We start from the raw sequence: 19,464 nt of genomic DNA, 5'->3' as shown, positions 1-19,464 counted from the left end.
CCATGACCCATACGCCCGACATCCTGAAGAAAATCCTCGATAAAAAAGCCGAAGAAGTGGCCCACCGCAGCGTGCGCACCCCGATCAGCGATCTCGAAAGTTTTGCCGAGAGCGTTGAGAAGCCGCGCGGCTTTTATCGGGCCCTGCAAGGGCGTGTTGCGCTCAAAAAACCGGCGATCATCGCCGAAATCAAAAAGGCCTCGCCGAGCAAAGGTGTGATCCGGGAAGATTTCCAGCCGGTCACTATCGGCCAGGATTATGCGATTAACGGTGCGACCTGCCTTTCGGTATTGACCGACAAGGAGTTTTTCCAGGGCTCCGAAGTCTATCTGCAAATGGTCCGTGAGCGCTGCCCGCTGCCGGTGCTGCGCAAGGATTTCATGATCGATCCGTATCAGGTCTATGAAGCGCGAGCCCTGGGGGCGGACTGCATTTTGCTGATCGCCGCCGCGCTCGAAGACGGCCAAATGCGCGAACTGGCCGAGCTTGCTGCCAAGCTGGGCATGGACGTGCTGGTCGAAGTCCACAATGAAGAAGAATTGTACAGGGCATTGAAACTCGACACCAAGCTGATCGGCATCAACAATCGCAACCTCCGCACCTTCGAGACTTCGTTGCAAACGACCCTGGATTTGCAGGCGCAAATTCCGGAAGACCGCCTGATCATCACCGAAAGTGGCATCCATACACCGGACGATGTGAAGCTGATGCTCGATAACGGCATTTATGCATTTTTGGTCGGCGAAGCGTTCATGCGCGCGGACAGCCCGGGTCAAAAAATGCGCGAGTTGTTCGGGTTGTGAGGATTTAACGATCTTGCGTTCCGCAGCCTACCCGATCGGCGTATTCGATTCCGGCGTCGGCGGCCTGTCGGTGCTGCGCGAAATACGGCGCGAGCTGCCCGCCGAAAATCTAATCTATGTCGCGGATTCCGCGCATGCGCCATACGGCGACAAAGCACGGGAGTTCATCGAGGCACGGTCCTTCGCAATCACGCGATTTTTACTCCATTGCGGCGCGAAGGCGATCGTAGTTGCCTGCAACACCGCGACCGGCGCGGCGGTAACGTCATTAAGAAGCCATTTTACCCTTCCTATCGTCGCGATGGAGCCGGCGATCAAACCGGCCGCCGCGCAAACCACAACCGGCGTGATCGGTGTGCTTGCGACCCGCCGGACGCTGGCAGGTCAAAATTTTGTCAAATTGTTCGCTCGCTACGGTTCCGACGTCGAGATTCTCGCACAAGCCTGTCCGGGTTTGGTCGAGCAGGTCGAAGCTGGAGATCTGGCGGGTGAAAAGACCCGAGATCTGCTGGAAAATTATGTGATTCCGTTAGTGGCGCGCGGGGCCGATACGCTAGTGCTCGGCTGCACGCATTATCCTTTTTTACGCCCGTTGATTCAGGAAATTGCCGGGCCGAATGTTGTGGTGATAGACTCGTCGGATGCGGTTGCGCGCCAACTTCGTCACCGTCTCGTTGCGCACGGGTTGTTAGCTGATACGGGTGAGTGTGGGGTCGAGCAATTTTGGACCAGCGCCGATCCAACTAAAACTGCGGCTATTATCGCGGAACTCTGGAAGCCGGATATAAAAGTTGCCAAGCTGTTGGAGCCTGACAGCCAAAGCGCAGGTTGAACTTTTATAACGCCCCTGATTTCTGCAATAGACCGTGGATTTGCGTCGCGATTCTTTCGTAACCCTGATCGTTAGGATGGATCATATCGGATTTAAGGCTGGTATCGCCGAGCACTTCGGGCAGTGTTTCAACATCGATCGGTACTTTCATCGCTTCCGCGGTGGCCTGATAAAAATCGGCGCTGGACATCCATAAAATAGCCGGTTTAGGTACGCCTAGCATGACGACGCCTATCTGGCGGTTTTTTGCTAAGGTGATCATCTGCTTCAAATTTCCGGCGGTTTGTTCGGGCGGAATTCTTTTGAGCATGTCGTTGCCGCCGTGGATCAGAATCAACAGATGGGGTTGATGCTGGTCGAGTAGGGCGGGCAGGCGTTTGGCGCCGTCGCCGCTGATTTCGCCGGGAAGCCCGGCATTGACGACTTGCAGCGTGGTCAGTTTCGCGAGTATGCTCGGGTAATCGTGCTGCGGAGAGGCGCCGGTGCCGTAGGTCAGGCTGTCGCCGAAGGCCAGAATGACCGCGTCGCTGGGCAGTTTGCTCAAGGTGTCCGAGGATTTGTTACAGGCGGTCAACAGCAAAAGCAGGGCAATCGGAATGATTTTCATAAGGGGCGGTTTTGATGCAAAAAAATGTACTGATCACCGGCGCGGCTAAGCGCATCGGCGCGGCTTGCGCGCGGCGACTGCACCGGGAGGGTTGTTATATCATCGTGCATTATAAGGTCTCGGAACGGGAAGCGCTTGAACTGTGCGAGGAATTGAACCGGTTGCGCCCGGATTCGGCTAGCGTGCTTCAGGCCGATTTGTTAAATACGGGCCATCTCGAAGAAGTGGCCGATGCCGCACAAAAAATCCGCGGCGGGATCGATGTGCTGATCAATAATGCCTCGGCATTTTATCCGACAACTTTTGGCGAGGTCACCGAAGCCCAATGGGACGAACTGCTCGGAAGCAATTTGAAAGCACCGTTTTTTCTCGCACAGGCCTTGCTGGACACGCTGAAGGTCAGGAAGGGCTGTATCGTGAATATCGTCGACATCCATGCCGAACGCGGCTTGCCCGGGTTTTCGGCATACAGCATCGCTAAGGCCGGTCTTGCTGCGATGACCCGGGTGTTGGCAAAGGAGATGGGGCCCGCGGTCAGGGTCAACGGCGTGGCGCCCGGTGCGATCATTTGGCCTGAGCGCGATTTGTCAGAGCAGGACAAACAGGAGATTTTGCAGCGTGTGGCATTGAAGCGAAGCGGGGAGCCGGACGATATTGCGAAAGCGGTTTTATTTCTGATCCGCGATGCCGATTACATGACCGGCCAGATAGTGACAGTTGATGGCGGTCGCACGTTATTCTATTGACGACCACCCCGGTTTGATGCGTTTTTGCTGGAGATCATCCTTGTCGAACCGCTCCCACAACTCGCGATAGCTGATCCCGCTGACCGGATGTTTCTGGTCCCCCGCTATTTCGGCAAGCGGCTCCAGCACAAAGGCGTATTTTTCGATTTCATCGCGCGGGATTTGCAGTCGGCCGTCGCTGATCACCTCGTCTCCGTACAAGATCAAATCCAAATCGAGCGTTCGTGACGAAAATTTTTTGCATTCCCGGGTGCGGCCGTGATCGAGTTCGATTTGTCTCAGTTGTTTTGCAATCGTTTTGACATCGAGATCGGAGTCGAAGCCGACGATCAGATTATGAAAGGTATCGCCGGTAAATCCGACCGCTTCGGTTTCATAAGTGCTCGAAACCACCAGGCCACCAAAAAAAATGGCGAGCGCACGCAATGCACTCAGGATGTTTTTCTCCTTGTCGATATTGCTGCCGATGCTGATATAGCCTCTGCTCACCGCTTGCGTTCCCCTCTTTCGATCATGATGCCGACATCGCTGGCGCCGCTGATTGCACCTTTTTTGTTCAACGTCAATTTGACCCACGGCACATTGAATTCGTTCTGAATAATTTTAACGATTTCCGCCGCGAGTTTTTCGACCAGAAAGAATTGACTGTCCTCGACGAAGCCGATGATCCGTTTGGAAACCTTTTTGTAATCGAGAGCATATTGAATGTCGTCGGTTTCGGCGGCTTTCTCGATGTCGAAACCCATTTCGATATCGAGCACCACGCTTTGTTTGGTTTCTCGTTCCCAGTCATAAATGCCGATGATCGTTTTGATCTCAAGCCCGCCTAAAAAAATGATGTCCATGGTAATTTTCCGGTTATGATGTGCGATTTTTAAAAGCACTAAGTATCGGGGAATTGCCTCCGGCTTACAAGTTTTGATTGATGAAAGGTATCCGATGATAGAGTGGTTATTTGTTCCGGCAGCCTATTTGATAGGCTCGGTTTCCAGTGCGATTATTATCTGCCGGCTGATGGGTTTGCCCGATCCTCGCGAGCAGGGTTCCGGCAATCCCGGCGCCACCAATGTGATGCGCATCGGCGGCAAAAAAGCGGCGGGTATCACCTTGCTGGGCGATATGTTGAAGGGACTGATTCCGGTTTATGGCGCGAATCTGCTCGGCATGCCGATCGAATTGCTGGCCGCGACCGGCCTTGCGGCGTTCATCGGCCATCTTTACCCGGTGTTTTTCGGTTTCAAAGGCGGTAAGGGGGTGGCGACGACAATCGGCGTCTTGCTCGGTTTTTCCTGGCTTCTGGGCTTGGCTTTCGTCGCGACCTGGATGTTGATTTACAAGGTCGGCAAGATTTCTTCGTTGTCCGCGCTGATCGCTGCGGCACTGACACCGATTTATGCCTGGTTCATCGTCGGCAAGCCGACATTGGTGATGGCTGCGGCGTTGATGACGGTGATATTGCTGTGGCGGCATAAAAGCAATATCCAGAGATTGCTATCGGGGGCCGAAGAGGCGATCAAGCCTTGAGTTTTACGCGGTGCGCTTCAGTGTTTTAGCAGTCGAAACCAAACCTGCGCATCGAAAGGAATGCGGCCGTCGAGACGTTTTCGTTTGGGTTTGGGCAGGTCGCGAAAGCCGCCGACGAGCACCTTTTCGACCGATACGCCCACAATTCGGTAGCTGTGTCGAGCCAGTTCTGTCTGGATCGGTTTTAGCACATTCTGATTATAAAGCGCGCGGGCAGCATAGGTGTTGATGTCCATTTTGATCGGCCTGCCTTTTTTCTTATTCCAGCGCTTGTCCCGGTAGGCGGTGTCGGCCAGAAAATGCGACAGCCATGGGTAGTCGATCAGCCTGCCGATAAATAAGGACGTATATTCGCCTCGCAGCGTGGGCGGCTCGGTTTTGGCGAATGCCGAGGCAAGGATCGACAGAACGGCTTCCAGGTCAACATTGCAGGGTTGATAACGCGGATGAAGCGCGCGCAAACGCAAGGTATGCCATTCCTCGTCCGCTTCGATACTGAGAGTGTACTCGCCGGCTGGTGCGGAAACGATAATCGCATCCTGGCCCCAGCCGTAGGGCGGCACCCACAGCAGAAGCGAAATCAATATCTTGCACAAGGTCGGCAGCTTTATTTTACCCATCCCCTGAACAGATGACTCATTAGGTTTATTATGCTTCCCTCAAGGACAATTCCTAATTTGGTCATTGTATGTCGATTTCCGGCTCAACGAAAGTGCTCGCAGTAAAGAAGGGAAGGGGAGCGGATTGAAACAGCAGTAATGAATTTTCAATCATGCCGCCCGGGCAAAGTGCAGTATAATCGCCGGTTTTTTTACAGCATTTCTTTGAACTTATAACCATTTCACAAGGCATCTATGAAGAATTACAAAATCGCCGTACTCGCCGGTGACGGTATCGGCCCCGAAATCACCCAGGAAGCCCTCAAGGTTCTTAAAGTTGTCGAAGAGCGCAACGACGTATCCTTCGAACTGATGCCGGCGTTGTTCGGCGCCTGTGCTTATTTCGCGACTGGCGATGCCTTCCCGCAAGCGACGATCGATGTTTGCGACCAGGCCGATGCGATTTTGAAAGGTCCGATTGGGCTCAGTCATGAAGAATCGAAAAAGATTCCTGTCGATAAGCAACCTGAACGTGGCGCGTTGCTGCCGCTGCGCCGCCGCTACAATACCTACGCCAATTTCCGGCCGGTTTCTCTGCCGAAGGCGCTGGCGCATTTTTCGCCGCTGAAGCCCGAAATCATCGGCGAAGGTATCGATCTGATCATGGTGCGCGAACTGGTCGGTGGCCTTTATTTCGGCGAGAAGGAAATGGGTATCAACGCCCAGGGCCTGCGTTATGTGCGCGAAACGCTCGAATATGACGAACTGCAAATCCGCCGAATCATGCACCAGGCGTTCAAGCTGGCGATGAAGCGCCGCAAGTTGCTTCACAATATCCACAAGAGTAACGTGCTGAAATCGAGCGTACTTTGGAACGAAGTAATGGAGGAGGTCGCGAAGGAATACCCGGAAGTGCAGGTGGTTAATTATCTGGTCGATGCGGCAGCGACGGCGCTGTGCCTGAAGCCGACCCAGTTCGACGTGATGGTGATGGAAAACATGTTCGGCGACATCCTGAGCGACCAGGGTGGCGGCATCCTCGGTTCTCTGGGGCTGATGCCTTCGGCCTGTCTCGGCGACGACAAGGCCTATTATGAGCCTTCGCACGGCTCCGCGCCGGACATCGCCGGCAAGAATATCGCCAACCCCTATTCGATGATCGGTTCGGTCGCGATGATGCTCGAAAACAGTTTCGGCATGGCCGAAGAAGCGAAGAATGTTTGGGCCGCGATGCAGGGCGTGTTCGCGGACGGCTATTCGACCGCCGATTTGTCCAAGCCGGGCAGCGGCGTCAAGATGATCAGCACGGTCGAATTCGGCGACAAGGTTGTCGAAAAACTGCGCGCGATGCCGAAAGTTTAAGGGTATGTTTGTCCGGTTGAACTTGCGCGGGACGGGGTTTGTAACTCCGTCCCGATCATTTTGGCAATGTCATGATTTTGAAACCTATGTGAAACCTTGTGGGCGGGGCAACATGCCTCGTCCGGCTATGGAGTCTAGGGGCGTCTCTGTTCGGTCGAATGGTCAATGAGTTCGATCTTTGAATTCGCCGAAGCCTGTCTTTACCGGAACGACATCGACGAAAAACTGACGCTGACACACCGGGCGATGCAACTTCTGCGGGAAGACCGGTTACAGTTGGCGGCGTCCGCGCCGGCATTGCCGATCGACGATGTCAGCTTTCCGGCGCGGCCCCTGCTGTTGCCGCCGCGCGCGATGCCAAACCGGAAACTGACGACGCCGGAAGGCGTCGCGGCGTTTTTTCATGCTATCGGCCATGTCGAGTTTGTCGCGATCTATCTGGCCTGGGACCTGCTTTACCGGTTTCGCGACCTGCCGGAGCAGTTTTACCGAGACTGGCTGCGTGTGGCCGACGAGGAAGCGCAGCATTTCGCCTTGATCCGCGAGCATCTGCGGGCGATGAGCGTCGATTACGGCGATCTGCCCGCTCATGGCGGCTTGTGGGAACATGCGACCGATACGGCCGGACATCTGTTGGCTCGGCTGGCTTTAGTGCCGCGCTGCATGGAGGCGCGCGGACTCGACGTCACGCCGGCGCTGATCGAAAAATTCAGGCGGGCGGGCGACTCACAGAGTGTGGCGATCCTGACCCGGATTTTGACCGATGAAGTCGGCCATGTGGAACTCGGGTCTTACTGGTTCAAGTTTGTTTGCCGGGAGCAGGGACTGGAGCCGGAAGACGAATACCGGCGCCTGCTCGATCAGTTTTACAAAGGCGGCAGGCCGAAAGGTCCTTTCAACCGCGAGCTGCGTATTCAGGCCGGGTTTTCGGCCGCCGAGTTGGACTGGCTCGAACGCTAATGCCTTCGGGTCTTTAAAACCGTGAGCTGGTTAGCCTCACATCGGCATCGCTCCACACTTCGGCAAATTGTTTTTTTATCTTTTCCGCATCCTGCATTCTGCCTTGTTCGAAAAGACTCAGCACCAGTCCGAACAACGACCAGCCGTTTTGCGGATGATAGCGCAAATCCTGCCGGTAGGCCTGTTCGGCTTTTCTGGCCTTGCCGGCTTCCAGTAAAACCGCGCCGAGCGCTTGCCGCGGCGGCAAATACCAGTTTCTGGGTTCGGTGTAATTGAGACCGTCCTCGATCGCGGTCGCGCGCTGTAAGTGCGCAATCGCCTTGCGGTAATCCTTGCGTTGCGCCGCGATTTCTCCGCGCAGCATCTCGACGGCAATCTGCAAAATTTTTGTCACCGGATTCTTATCGGAAACGGTCATGTGGGTAATCGAGGGATCGGCGGCAATTTTTTCCAGTTGAGCTAATTCCTGATGTGCAGCATCGGACCGATCCTTTCTGAGCAGGGCCATGCCGCGCGCATAATGCCAGACGCCGGTCAAATACAACAGATCGGCCGGCGGCGCGGGTTCATTGATGATGGCGTCCCAGTCGCCGAACAATGCTTTCGTATAAAGCGGAATCGCGGAGAAATGCTGCAAAAAGCCGGTGAGACCGGGGGTGCGCAACATGTCTTGCTTGACCCGTGCGGCGGTGTCGGCAGCGGCCTGCGCCGCCAAATTTTTTTGCCCGGTCTTGATCGCGGCGGCCCACAGGAAATGGTAGTTATGCGGCACATAGGCGAGCGTATAAATGCCCTCGGCATGATGCGCATGGCCCAGATAGTCCTTGTCGATCTTGGTCGCATGCTGGTTGGCCAGGATCGCATCACGGTAATACCCAATCCGGATGTAGATATGCGCGGGCATATGCACCAGATGACCCGAGCCCGGTACAAGCGACGGCAACCGCCGGGCGCTGGGCAAGGCCTTGGCCGCATCGGGCGAGGCTTCCAGCGCATGAATATAGAGGTGGTTAGCCAGCGGATTATTCGCGTCGATCACAAGAGCATGTTCCAGCGTCGCCACGATTTCCGGCGTCCACGATTGAGCCGCGCCCTGTTGGTCCAGAAATTCCAGGGATGCAGATCCATCAGGGCCTCGGCGAATAAAGCCGCAATATCCGCATCGCCCGGAAAACGCGCGGCGACCCCGCGCATCGCCTTGGCATAGGCTTCATCGAGCGATTGCCGATCCGCCGTTGCGCTTTGGCTGTAACGCTGAACCAAGGCTGCGATCAGCGCCCGTTCCTTCTCGGTCGCTTTTTTGGCCAGCGCTTGCGCCTTTTGAATGGCGTGGTAAGCAATCGGCAAATCGCCGGGCGCCATCGGTGCATTGATGTTGGGACCGAGCACCAGCGCCTCGCCCCAGTAACACAACGCGCAATCGGGATCGAGCCGGTAGGCTTCGCGAAACGAACGCGCAGCCTCCGGATGGTTGAAGCCGTACGCTAAAATCAGGCCCTGATCAAAATAACGCTGTGTGTCTTGAATCGAGGTTGATATCGGATAACGATGCGTGCCCAGTCCGGCAAACAAGGGTAGGGCGGCTTTCGGAGCGTCAGGTTGAGCCAATGGATCGGCACAGCCGGCGAGTGTCGAGAGCCATAGCGCGGTCAATAGCAAGCGTGGCCGGGATGTCGGTCTGACGATAGCGGGTTTTACTGGCATCTCGTGCCTCCTGTGCATAGAATCATCCGCGCTGTGATTGATCGGCAACGCGGTTAATGATATTGCGCGCCTGGCGACTATTTCCGCCGGGCTGATTTTTGATGGTATTTTTTGCGCTGTGCTCGTGGTCAATTGTTTTTGACGATACGATGATCGATGATGTTCTGCACGACCGAAGGATCGGCCAGCGTCGATGTGTCGCCGAGATTGTCGAGTTCGCCCGCCGCGACCTTGCGCAGAATACGGCGCATGATCTTGCCGGAGCGCGTCTTGGGCAGGGACGGCGCCCATTGGATGATGTCGGGGTGGGCAATCGGCCCGATTTCTTTTCTGACCAGATCGTCCAACTCCTTGCGCAGTTGTTCGGTCGGTTCGACGCCCGCGTTCAGGGTGACGTAGGCATAAATGCCCTGACCCTTGATATTGTGCGGGTAGCCGACCACGGCCGCCTCCGCCACCAGTTCGTGCAGCACCAGCGCGCTTTCGATCTCGGCAGTGCCCATGCGGTGCCCCGATACGTTGATCACGTCATCGATGCGTCCGGTGATCCAGTAATAGCCGTCGGCGTCGCGTTTGGCGCCGTCGCCGCTGTAGTAAAAGCCGGAGGCTTTGCTGAAATAGGTGTCGATAAAAAGCTTATGATCGCCGTAAATGCCGCGCGACTGCCCCGGCCAGGAGCGGGCTATCACCAGAACGCCTTCGCAAGCACCCTCGAGTATTTGGTTGTTCGTGTCGAGAATCTCCGGCTTGATGCCGAAGAACGGCAGAGTCGCCGAACCCGGCTTCAGGTCGATCGCGCCCGGCAACGGTGTAATCAGTATACCGCCGGTTTCGGTCTGCCACCAGGTATCCATGATCGGACGCGAGCCGTCGCCGACCACATGATAGTACCACTCCCATGCTTCCGGATTGATCGGCTCGCCGACGCTGCCGAGGATTCTGAGGCTTTGCCTGGAGGTGTCGGTCACATAATGATCGCCCTGTGCCATCAGCGCGCGAATCGCGGTCGGCGCGGTATAGAAAATGTTGACCCGGTGTTTGTCGACGACGCGCCAGAAACGGTCGGGCCCCGGATAGGTCGGCACGCCTTCAAACATCAAGGTGGTGGCGCCATTGCACAATGGACCGTAGATTACATAAGAATGACCGGTGACCCAGCCGATGTCGGCGGTGCACCAGTAAATGTCGCCGTCATGATAATCGAAGACATATTTATGCGTGATCGCGGCATACAGCAAATAACCGCCGGTCGTATGCAGCATGCCTTTCGGTTTGCCGGTCGAGCCCGACGTATAAAGAATGAATAAGGGATCTTCGGCTCCCATCGGTATCGGCGGGCAATCGGCGGAGGCCGTCGCCATCGCTTCGTGGTACCAGAGGTCGCGGCCCTCCTGCCAGCCGATCTTGCCGCCGGTATTTTGGATCACGATGATTTTTTCGAGGTCGGGACAATGCTCGGCGGCATTATCGACATTGGTCTTGATCGGTACGATCTTGCCTCCCCGGTAGCCTTCGTCCGCGCAAACCAGAAATTTGCAGCCGCAATCCAGAATCCTGTCTTTCAATGCTTCGGCCGAAAAGCCGCCGAAAACGACCGAATGCACAGCGCCGATGCGGGTGCAGGCGAGCATTACGACCGCCGCTTCGGCAATCATCGGCAGATAGATGCAGACCCGGTCGCCTTTTTCGACGCCCTGGGCTTTCAGTACATTCCCAAACCGGCAGACCTGATCGTGTAGTTCGCGGTAGGTGATTTTTTTATCGCGCGCCGGATCATCGCCTTCCCAGATGATCGCAACCTGATCGCCGCGCTGTTGCAGATGACGGTCCAGGCAATTCACGCTGACATTCAGCCGGCCGCCGTCGAACCAGCGGATGTGCGCGGATTCGAAATCGCAGTCGGAGACTTTGTCCCAGCGCCGGTCCCAGTTCAAAAACAGTTCCGCCTGCTCGGCCCAAAACGCCTCGGGTTCGGCGAGCGAGCGCTGATAAAGGGTCAGATAGGTTTCGCGGTTGATGTGCGCATGGGCGGCGATTTCAGGCTTTACCGGATAGACGTGGACGTCTGACATGAAGCGGGTCCTTTATAAGTAGGTTGGAAGTTGTGAGGCGACAGGCTGAAGGATGCATCTTATCAAAATGTCGTGAGCACGGTAAGACATCGGTTAGGGAAGTTCGGAATGTTCGGAAACGGTATAAAAATAAGCAGTCCCCTGAATAAGAAATCACGCAAAATGAATATTTGATGTTTACGAAGGGTAAATCTGTTGTTATAATGCACAGATGAAGTAACAATACTTCAGGCGCGTAGCTCAGTTGGTTAGAGCACCACCTTGACATGGTGGGGGTCGTTGGTTCGAGTCCAATCGCGCCTACCAGATACCCAAAAGCACTGCTCCGCAGTGCTTTTTTTATTTTGGATACCGAATTATTTTGATTTAACATGCCAGTAATCACTCTTCCCGACGGCTCCAAACGCGATTTCGAACGCGCGGTTACGGTGTTGGAAGTTGCCCAGTCCATCGGTTCCGGGCTGACAAAGGCGACTTTGGCGGGTCGGGTGAATGACAAGTTGGTCGATGCGAGCACTCTGGTCGATCATGATGCCACGCTGCAAATCATCACCGCGAAGGACGCCGACGGCGTCGATGTGATTCGCCATTCCACCGCCCACCTTCTGGCTCAGGCCGTCAAGCAGCTATTCCCCGACGCGCAAGTCACGATCGGTCCGGTCATAGAAAATGGCTTCTATTACGACTTTTCCTATCACCGCCCGTTTACGCCGGAAGATCTCGAAGCAATCGAGGCGCGGATGCAAAAGCTGGCGGCCGACGATTATGCGGTAACCCGTTCGATCATGTCCCGCGATGAAGCCGTGCGATATTTTCGCGGATTGGGCGAGTATTACAAGGCCGAGATCATCGAGTCGATTCCTGCCGATCAGGCGCTCTCATTATATAACCAGGGCGATTTTACCGATCTCTGCCGTGGTCCGCATGTGCCGAGCACCGGCAAATTGACCGCGTTCAAACTGATGAAGATTGCCGGCGCATACTGGCGCGGCAACTCCAGCAACGAAATGCTGCAACGCATTTATGGCACCGCCTGGGGCGACAAAAAAGATTTGCAGGCCTATCTCGCGCGTCTCGAGGAAGCCGAAAAACGCGATCACCGGAAACTGGGCAAGGCATTGGACTTGTTTCATACTCAGGAAGAAGCGCCCGGCATGGTATTCTGGCACGAAAAAGGCTGGACCATTTATCAAAAGATCGAGCAATACATTCGCGAAAAGCTGCGGGTAAACGGCTACGGCGAGGTCAAGACGCCGCAAATCGTCGATCGCTCGCTGTGGGAAAAATCTGGTCACTGGGACAAATTCAGCGCCGGCATGTTCACAACCCATTCGGAGAATCGCGATTATGCGATCAAGCCGATGAACTGTCCGTGCCATATTCAGATTTACAATCAGGGCCTGAAGAGCTACCGCGATTTGCCGATCCGCCTAGCCGAGTTCGGTTCCTGTCACCGCAACGAGCCTTCCGGCACCTTGCATGGCCTGATGCGGGTCAGAAATTTTGTGCAGGACGATGCGCATATTTTCTGTACCGAAGCGCAGATTCAGGACGAAGTGTCGATTTTTATCGACATGCTGTTCGATGTATACAAGGACTTCGGCTTCGAGGAAGTGATCATCAAACTGTCGACCCGTCCGGAAAACCGGGTAGGCGACGACGCGGTTTGGGATAAGGCCGAAAGCGCGCTCGAACTGGCCTTGAATAACAAGGGCCTGAAATGGGACTTGCAGCCGGGCGAAGGTGCGTTTTACGGACCCAAGATCGAATTCTCGCTGAAGGACTGCATCGGCCGCGTCTGGCAGTGCGGTACGATTCAAGTCGATTTCTCGATGCCTGGACGTTTGGGTGCCACGTATATCGCCGAAGACAGTTCACGGCAAGTGCCGGTGATGCTGCACCGGGCGATACTCGGTTCGTTGGAACGTTTTACCGGCATTTTGATCGAGCAATACGCCGGTACTTTCCCGGTCTGGTTGTCACCGGTGCAGGCGGTCGTATTGACGATCGCGGACCGTCATGACCAATTCGCGCTAGAAACGATGAAAGTGCTTGAAAAACAGGGTTTCAGAGTCAAAATTGACTTGAGAAATGAAAAGATCGGGTTTAAAATCCGCGAGCACTCGATGCAGCGCGTCCCTTATTTGTTGATCATCGGCGATAAAGAGCTCGAAGATCAGACGATTACCGTGCGTACGCAAAAAGGTGATAACTTGGGCAGTCTGACGATCCAGGAATTTGGCGAACGGCTAAATCAGGAAATCGCGGACAGAAAATGATTGTAGCTGGAGGATTTGAAGATCGCTGCTAAAAAAGATGAAACCCGCCTGAACGATGCGATTACCGCCAGACGGGTGCGGGTCACGGGCGCTGATGGCGAGTCATTGGGCATTATTTCGTTGGAAGAAGCCAAGCAGTTGGCCTACGCGGCCGATTTGGACTTGGTCGAAATCTCGCCGAATGCGGAGCCGCCGGTTTGCAAGATAATGAATTATGGCAAATACCAGTTCGAGCAAAACAAAAAACTGGCGATTGCCAAGAAAAAACAAAAGCAGATTCAGGTCAAGGAAATCAAATTCCGGCCGGGAACAGATGAGGGCGACTATCAAGTCAAACTTAAAAGCCTGATCAAATTTTTGAACGATGGCGATAAAACCAAAATCACCGTGCGCTACCGCGGACGGGAAATGGCGCATCGCGAAATCGGCATGGACCAGTTGAAGCGCCTTGAAAAGGATTTGGAAGATGTCGCAGTCGTCGAACAGTTTCCGAAGATGGAAGGTCGTCAAATGGTCATGGTGATGTCCCCCAAAAAGAAAAAATAGTCAGCGTTTTTTAACGCAAAGTTTCGCAGTCTCAGGACGAGACTGTCTGCATCTTGATTTAAATACGATGCGCATAATTCTTCAGGGCCATGCATTTTGCCTTGCTGGGTTATTTTCTCAGGGATTTTTATTTTTAACGTTGGAGCAAACAAATGCCAAAAATTAAAACTAACCGCGGCGCGGCCAAGCGTTTTAGACGCACCGGCAACGGCGGTTTCAAATGCGGTCAATCGCATAAGCGTCATATACTGACCAAAAAAACCACCAAGCGGAAACGCCAGTTACGTAAACCAGCGGCGATTCATCCATCCGATCTGCGTAGCGCAGCGCGCATGCTGCCTTACACCTAAGCGCGGAGAATCACAATGCCTAGAGTAAAACGCGGCGTTACCGCCAGAGCAAGACACAAGAAAATTTTAAAACAGGCAAAGGGCTACTACGGCGCTCGCAGCCGGGTCTATCGCGTCGCTAAGCAAGCGGTGATCAAGGCCGGTCAGTATGCGTACCGCGACCGCAGACAGAGAAAACGTCAATTCCGCGCGTTATGGATCGTTCGTATCAACGCGGCCGCCAGACAATGCGGTCTGTCCTACAGTCGTCTGATCAACGGTCTGTCGAACGCGAATGTGGCGATCGATCGTAAGGTGCTGGCCGATATCGCCGTGCGCGACATGGACGCTTTCGCCGAAATCGCAAAGATTGCGAAAGCCAACGTCAGCCCGCTGTAAGTCGGTCTGAATCTCCCGAGTCATCGGGAGATACCTTGTTTCCGCCTAAAGTGCGGGTGGAACACAAAACCCAAGAACAGAATGTTTAGCAAAGCGGCAGGATCGCAGGTCGGTCCGTTTGCCGCTTTGTCGTGTTAGCGCAACTATCAACGCCCCATTTTCTTCCATTCTATCAACGAGCCAAGCAGTGTCTTTCACTCCTGAAGAAATTCTCGCGCAGGCCTCTACGGCGCTTGCGGATGCCCAAGACCTCACGCAACTCGATCAGGTCCGCGTTCATTATCTCGGCAAGAAGGGTTTATTAACCCATCTGATGAAAGAACTCGGTACGCTCGATCCGGAACAACGTCGAGAAGCCGGCCAAAAAATCAACCAGGCGAAAGATCGATTTCAGGAACAGTTGGACGGCCGCAAGCAATTGCTCGAAGCCAATGAACTGGCCGCCCGTCTTACGAGCGAACGGATCGATGTGACCTTGCCGGGTAGAGGCCAGGCAGTTGCCGGCCTGCATCCGGTCACCACTACCTTGCGGCGCATCTCGAGGATTTTCACCAGTGCCGGCTTCAAGACCGTAGAAGGGCCCGAAATCGAAGACGATTATCATAACTTCGAGGCGTTGAATATTCCCGACCACCACCCGGCGCGGGCGATGCACGATACGTTTTATTTCGACGCTCATACTGTTTTGCGGACGCACACATCGCCGGTACAGATTCGAGTGATGGAATCCGAAGAGCCGCCACTGAAAGTGATTGCACCTGGCCGCGTCTATCGTTGCGATTCCGACCTGACCCATTCGCCGATGTTCCATCAGGTAGAAGGCTTTTTGGTTGACCGGGACGTCAGCTTCGCCGATTTGAAGGGCGTCGTGTACGACTTTTTACAGGCATTTTTTGAAAAAGACAGTGAGGTTCGTTTCCGTCCGTCCTATTTCCCGTTCACCGAGCCGTCGGCCGAAGTCGATATCGAATGCGTGATCTGCAACGGTTCTGGCTGCCGGGTATGCGGACATACCGGCTGGCTCGAGGTGATGGGCTGCGGAATGATCCATCCCGAGGTGTTCAAGGCGGTCAACATCGACAGCGAAAAATATACCGGTTTTGCGTTCGGCATGGGCGTCGAACGGCTCGCGATGCTGCGTTACGGCATCAACGATCTACGGTTGTTCTTCGAAAACGACCTGAAATTCCTGCAACAATTCAAGTAAGCCGTCGATAAGTCATGCAAATTAGTGAAGCCTGGTTAAGAACCTACGTCAATCCGGCCGTCAGCACCGAAGAACTGGTCGCGCAATTGACCATGGCCGGTCTCGAAGTCGACTCGGTCACACCGGCCGCCGCGGTATTCAGCGGCGTAGTGATCGGCGAAGTGCTCGCGACGGAGCAGCATCCCGATGCGGACCGTCTGCGGGTCTGTAAGGTAGAGGTCGGGCAGGGCGAGCCGCTGCAAATCGTCTGTGGCGCGAGCAACGTACGCCCCGGCCTGAAGATTCCTGCCGCCCTGATCGGCGCGGTGCTGCCGGGCGATTTCAAGATCAAAAAATCCAAGCTGCGCGGTGTCGAGTCTAACGGCATGCTGTGCTCGGAAAAGGAGCTCGGCCTGGCCGAAGAGGCCAACGGCTTGATGGAACTGGCTGAGGACGCCCCGGTCGGCGTCGATATTCGCGAGTATCTGTCGCTGAACGACAACCTGATTGAGGTCGACCTGACGCCGAATCGGGCCGATTGCCTGAGCGTCGAAGGCCTGGCGCGCGAAGTCGCGGTGTTGAATCAAATCGACTGCCAAGTCACGCCGCTGAAGAAGGCCGATGTCGCGCACCGCGATACGCTGGACATTCGCATCGACCCGGTGGAAGCCTGCCCGCGCTATCTCGGCCGCCTGATCAAGGGCGTCAACCCGCAGGCCGAAACGCCGCTGTGGATGCAGGAAAGGCTCCGGCGTTCGGGCCTTAGAAGCCTCGGCCCGGTCGTCGATGTGACCAACTACGTGTTGCTCGAACTCGGTCAGCCTCTGCACGCTTTCGATGCGGACAAGCTGAACGGCGGCATCCGGGTGCGCTGGGCAGAGGACGGCGAAGAATTGGCCTTGTTGAACAGCCAGACGATCAAGCTCGATGCCGAAGCGCTGGTGATTGCCGATAACGCGCGCGCGCTGGCACTGGCCGGCGTGATGGGCGGCAGCGAATCGGCGGTCGGCGAGGGCACGCAAAACATTTTCCTCGAATGCGCGTTTTTTGCGCCGCAAAGCATCGCTGGCAAGGCCCGCCGCTTCGGCCTGCATACCGACTCCTCGCACCGCTTCGAACGCGGCGTCGATCCGTTTCTGCAGGAACGCGCGATCGAACGCGCGACGCAACTGATCACCGAAATTGCCGGCGGCAGTGTCGGCCTGCTCAGCGAAGCGGTTGCAGACGTGCATTTGCCGAAACGCCTACCGATTGAACTGCGTCGGCAACGAATCGAGCGGCTGCTCGGCCTGCTACCGAGCGACGAACAAATTGCCGGCATCTTCCGCCGCTTAGGCATGGGTATCGAAACGGTCTCCGATGGCTGGTTAGTGACCCCGCCCGGTTTCCGTTTCGATGTCGCGATCGAAGCTGATCTGATTGAAGAGGTCGCGCGCATTTACGGCTACAACAACCTGCCCAGCAATCGTTTACTGGTGCGCACCGAACTGCACAAGGCGACCGAGTCGGCGCTGGAGCTCGATCGCGCCCGCGACCTGTTGGTCGACCGCGGCTATCAGGAAGCGATCACCTTCAGCTTTGTCGATGCGGAAACGCAACAGGCGTTCATGCCGGGTTCCGAGATGATCACCCTGCAAAATCCGATCTCATCCGAATTGTCGGTGATGCGCGGCACGCTCTGGTGCGGCCTGATCAAGGCTGCCGAGCACAATGTGAATCGTCAGCAAAATCGGGTGCGCCTATTCGAAACCGGCCTGCGTTTCATTCGTCTCGAAGGCCAGGTGCTGCAACAAAAAATGCTCGCCGGCGTCGCGCTCGGCAGTGCGCATCCCGAGCAATGGGGTGAGGCGGCGCGCGCGGTGGATTTCTTCGATATCAAGGCCGATGTCGAGGCGCTGTTTGCGTTGACCGGTTGTGCGGCCCTCTTCGTGCCAAGCGAACATCCTGCACTGCACCCCGGTCAGACCGCCGAGATTGTTGCGTCGGACGGTCAACGGGTCGGTCTGATCGGCATGCTGCATCCGAATCTTGAAAAACAATTTGGATTCGATAGTCGGGTATTCCTGTTCGAACTGGATCAGGATGCCTTGCTGGCCAAACAAAAAGCGCAGTTCAAGCCGCTGTCGAAATACCCGTCGGTGCGGCGCGATCTGGCGTTGATCGTCAAAGAAGAGGTCACCGCCGAGCAGATTACCACTTGCGTTAGCGAGCTCCAGGAGCCCGCGCTGCAAACCGCCGTGCCGTTCGACGTGTACCGTGGCAAAGGCGTCGAGGCGGGGCACAAAAGCATTGCCCTGAGTCTAACGCTGCAAGATTATTCACAGACACTGACAGATTCCGAAATCGATGCTATAGTATGTAAGCTTTTGGAAAACTTGAAAAATAAAATTGGTGCAAAGTTGAGGGATTGATTAAATGGCATTAACTAAAGCTGATTTTGCTGAAAAACTTTTCGAAGAGCTCGGCTTGAACAAGCGCGAAGCTAAAGACATTGTGGAGCTGTTTTTTGAAGAAATCAAAACCGCTCTGGAACACGGAGAACAGGTCAAACTGTCCGGTTTCGGCAAGTTTGAACTGCGCGATAAAAACAGCCGTCCGGGTAGAAATCCAAAAACCGGAGAAGAGATACCTATTACCGCTCGGCGTGTGGTAACATTTAGGTCTGGTCAAAAACTAAAAGCGCGGGTAGAAGCTTATGCTGGAACCGAGTCATAATAACGAATTGCCGCCGATACCGGCCAAACGCTATTTCACGATCGGTGAAGTTAGCGAGCTGTGCGCAGTCAAACCCCATGTACTGCGCTACTGGGAGCAAGAGTTTGCCGAGCTGAGCCCGGTCAAGCGCCGAGGCAACCGCAGGTACTATCAGCGACACGATGTGCTGATGATCCGCCAGATCCGCTCGTTGTTGTACGAGCAAGGCTATACAATCGGTGGCGCAAGGGCGCATTTGACTAGCGACGAGCACAAAGAGGACGCGACCCGCACTAAGCAATTGATCCAGCAAATGGTCGTCGAACTCGAAGACATTCTGGAATTGCTTAAGTAAAGGCGATTGTAATATAATCCCATCCCTTCGGCTTTGCTCAAAAGCCGGAATATACCTTTCTTTCTAAATTGCAATGGCGACGAGCCAAAGCAGTTGTCAAATCATCGGGGCGTAGCGCAGTTTGGTAGCGCACTTGCATGGGGTGCAAGGGGTCGGAGGTTCAAATCCTCTCGTCCCGACCAATGATATCAAAGGCTTATAAAAGCTGAAAAACTCCGAAAGCAAAAAATGCCAATTTCGGGTAACTTTCGGGTAACTTTTATCAAAAGATGCGGATTCACCGCCGCCATCGATCCCGACCCGCCAGCCAGCGCCACCGATCCGCCGCCAGCACGTAACCTTCGCTCGTTTTGCCGTCGATCTCGACGGGGTGATCATCAGCCATTTCTTACACATCCCTAGCCGGTGTCATGGTGCTTCAAGGCGCGTTCTGAGGGCGGCACATGCGGACGGTGAAATTGTGGCCA

At 55.1% G+C, this 19,464-nt stretch carries 21 protein-coding genes and 2 tRNA genes; 16 read left to right on the top strand and 7 right to left on the bottom strand.

Translation table 11 applies throughout. The features are described 5' to 3' along the window. Positions 1-2: 2 nt before the first annotated feature. Positions 3-803, top strand: a complete 801-nt coding sequence (gene trpC, locus U2W12_RS11655; RefSeq protein ID WP_326500858.1) for an indole-3-glycerol phosphate synthase TrpC — start codon at positions 3-5, stop codon at positions 801-803. Positions 804-816: 13 nt separating this feature from the next. Beyond that, the gene (gene murI / locus U2W12_RS11650) at positions 817-1,635 is read left to right on the top strand and encodes a glutamate racemase (protein ID WP_326500857.1); all 819 of its coding nucleotides are present in this window, start codon (positions 817-819) and stop codon (positions 1,633-1,635) included. Between the two features lie 4 nt (positions 1,636-1,639). Here murI and U2W12_RS11645 read toward each other — a convergent pair whose 3' ends face one another. Further along, complete coding sequence (locus U2W12_RS11645) at positions 1,640-2,242, bottom strand: GDSL-type esterase/lipase family protein (protein ID WP_326500856.1); 603 nt, start codon at positions 2,240-2,242, stop codon at positions 1,640-1,642. A gap of 14 nt (positions 2,243-2,256) precedes the next feature. Here U2W12_RS11645 and U2W12_RS11640 point away from each other — a divergent pair, with 14 nt between their 5' ends. Beyond that, positions 2,257-2,988 carry a pteridine reductase gene (locus U2W12_RS11640; protein ID WP_326500855.1) on the top strand — a complete coding sequence of 244 codons (732 nt, stop codon included), beginning with the start codon at positions 2,257-2,259 and terminating at the stop codon, positions 2,986-2,988. Here the strand turns inward: U2W12_RS11640 and folK are convergent. Together folK and folB are read right to left on the bottom strand one after the other, a co-directional pair. After that, the gene (gene folK, locus U2W12_RS11635) at positions 2,977-3,477 is read right to left on the bottom strand and encodes a 2-amino-4-hydroxy-6-hydroxymethyldihydropteridine diphosphokinase (RefSeq protein WP_326500854.1); all 501 of its coding nucleotides are present in this window, start codon (positions 3,475-3,477) and stop codon (positions 2,977-2,979) included. The two genes, U2W12_RS11640 and folK, sit on opposite strands and share 12 nt — an antisense overlap. Beyond that, on the bottom strand, positions 3,474-3,833 hold the full coding sequence (gene folB / locus U2W12_RS11630; RefSeq protein ID WP_326500853.1) for a dihydroneopterin aldolase: 360 nt from the start codon (positions 3,831-3,833) through the stop codon (positions 3,474-3,476). Before folB ends, folK begins: the two co-directional genes overlap by 4 nt. Positions 3,834-3,927: 94 nt before the next feature. Here folB and plsY point away from each other — a divergent pair, with 94 nt between their 5' ends. After that, on the top strand, positions 3,928-4,512 hold the full coding sequence (gene plsY / locus U2W12_RS11625; protein WP_326500852.1) for a glycerol-3-phosphate 1-O-acyltransferase PlsY: 585 nt from the start codon (positions 3,928-3,930) through the stop codon (positions 4,510-4,512). Positions 4,513-4,529: 17 nt separating this feature from the next. On the opposite strand, the gene U2W12_RS11620 is transcribed toward plsY, so the two are convergent. Further along, positions 4,530-5,132 carry a hypothetical protein gene (locus U2W12_RS11620; RefSeq protein WP_326500851.1) on the bottom strand — a complete coding sequence of 201 codons (603 nt, stop codon included), beginning with the start codon at positions 5,130-5,132 and terminating at the stop codon, positions 4,530-4,532. Between the two features lie 234 nt (positions 5,133-5,366). Here U2W12_RS11620 and leuB point away from each other — a divergent pair, with 234 nt between their 5' ends. Together leuB and U2W12_RS11610 are read left to right on the top strand one after the other, a co-directional pair. Further along, complete coding sequence (gene leuB, locus U2W12_RS11615; protein ID WP_326500850.1) at positions 5,367-6,473, top strand: 3-isopropylmalate dehydrogenase; 1,107 nt, start codon at positions 5,367-5,369, stop codon at positions 6,471-6,473. Positions 6,474-6,638: 165 nt separating this feature from the next. Continuing rightward, positions 6,639-7,433: a ferritin-like domain-containing protein gene (locus U2W12_RS11610; protein ID WP_326500849.1), complete on the top strand. Its 795-nt coding sequence runs from the start codon at positions 6,639-6,641 to the stop codon at positions 7,431-7,433. A gap of 13 nt (positions 7,434-7,446) precedes the next feature. On the opposite strand, the gene U2W12_RS11605 is transcribed toward U2W12_RS11610, so the two are convergent. The 3 genes from U2W12_RS11605 to acs form a co-directional block, all read right to left on the bottom strand. Then, entirely contained in the window at positions 7,447-8,496 is a 1,050-nt protein-coding gene (locus tag U2W12_RS11605; protein WP_326500848.1) for a hypothetical protein, read from the bottom strand. After that, a complete protein-coding gene (locus U2W12_RS11600) occupies positions 8,469-9,137 on the bottom strand; it encodes a hypothetical protein (protein ID WP_326500847.1) in 669 nt (222 codons plus the stop codon). The genes U2W12_RS11605 and U2W12_RS11600 overlap by 28 nt, the downstream gene beginning before the upstream one ends. Positions 9,138-9,265: 128 nt before the next feature. Further along, positions 9,266-11,209: an acetate--CoA ligase gene (acs, locus tag U2W12_RS11595; protein WP_326500846.1), complete on the bottom strand. Its 1,944-nt coding sequence runs from the start codon at positions 11,207-11,209 to the stop codon at positions 9,266-9,268. 229 nt (positions 11,210-11,438) lie between these two features. Here acs and U2W12_RS11590 point away from each other — a divergent pair. The 10 genes from U2W12_RS11590 to U2W12_RS11545 all read left to right on the top strand — a co-directional run bounded on the left by U2W12_RS11590 (position 11,439) and on the right by U2W12_RS11545 (position 19,179). Beyond that, positions 11,439-11,515 (top strand) — tRNA-Val (locus U2W12_RS11590). Between the two features lie 65 nt (positions 11,516-11,580). Then, positions 11,581-13,488 carry a threonine--tRNA ligase gene (gene thrS, locus U2W12_RS11585; protein ID WP_326500845.1) on the top strand — a complete coding sequence of 636 codons (1,908 nt, stop codon included), beginning with the start codon at positions 11,581-11,583 and terminating at the stop codon, positions 13,486-13,488. Between the two features lie 15 nt (positions 13,489-13,503). Beyond that, positions 13,504-14,034 (top strand): translation initiation factor IF-3, encoded by a 531-nt coding sequence (gene infC / locus U2W12_RS11580; protein WP_326500844.1) that lies wholly within the window; start codon positions 13,504-13,506, stop codon positions 14,032-14,034. Positions 14,035-14,186: 152 nt separating this feature from the next. Continuing rightward, the gene (gene rpmI, locus U2W12_RS11575) at positions 14,187-14,384 is read left to right on the top strand and encodes a 50S ribosomal protein L35 (protein ID WP_326500843.1); all 198 of its coding nucleotides are present in this window, start codon (positions 14,187-14,189) and stop codon (positions 14,382-14,384) included. Positions 14,385-14,399: 15 nt separating this feature from the next. After that, on the top strand, positions 14,400-14,762 hold the full coding sequence (rplT, locus tag U2W12_RS11570; RefSeq protein WP_326500842.1) for a 50S ribosomal protein L20: 363 nt from the start codon (positions 14,400-14,402) through the stop codon (positions 14,760-14,762). 187 nt (positions 14,763-14,949) lie between these two features. Then, positions 14,950-15,969 carry a phenylalanine--tRNA ligase subunit alpha gene (pheS, locus tag U2W12_RS11565; RefSeq protein ID WP_326500841.1) on the top strand — a complete coding sequence of 340 codons (1,020 nt, stop codon included), beginning with the start codon at positions 14,950-14,952 and terminating at the stop codon, positions 15,967-15,969. A 14-nt stretch (positions 15,970-15,983) separates the two neighbouring features. Then, on the top strand, positions 15,984-18,359 hold the full coding sequence (gene pheT, locus U2W12_RS11560) for a phenylalanine--tRNA ligase subunit beta (RefSeq protein WP_326500840.1): 2,376 nt from the start codon (positions 15,984-15,986) through the stop codon (positions 18,357-18,359). Between the two features lie 4 nt (positions 18,360-18,363). After that, positions 18,364-18,663 carry an integration host factor subunit alpha gene (ihfA, locus tag U2W12_RS11555; protein ID WP_326500839.1) on the top strand — a complete coding sequence of 100 codons (300 nt, stop codon included), beginning with the start codon at positions 18,364-18,366 and terminating at the stop codon, positions 18,661-18,663. Then, positions 18,644-18,997 (top strand): MerR family transcriptional regulator, encoded by a 354-nt coding sequence (locus tag U2W12_RS11550; RefSeq protein WP_326500838.1) that lies wholly within the window; start codon positions 18,644-18,646, stop codon positions 18,995-18,997. Before ihfA ends, U2W12_RS11550 begins: the two co-directional genes overlap by 20 nt. A gap of 105 nt (positions 18,998-19,102) precedes the next feature. Then, positions 19,103-19,179: transfer RNA gene (locus tag U2W12_RS11545), tRNA-Pro, on the top strand. Positions 19,180-19,464: the final 285 nt, after the last annotated feature.

The sequence above is a fragment of the Methylomicrobium sp. Wu6 genome, from assembly GCF_035916875.1.
Lineage (GTDB): Bacteria > Pseudomonadota > Gammaproteobacteria > Methylococcales > Methylomonadaceae > Methylomicrobium.
The sequence above is the reverse complement of the archived record's forward strand: the minus strand, read 5'-3'. Positions and strand labels throughout refer to the sequence as shown.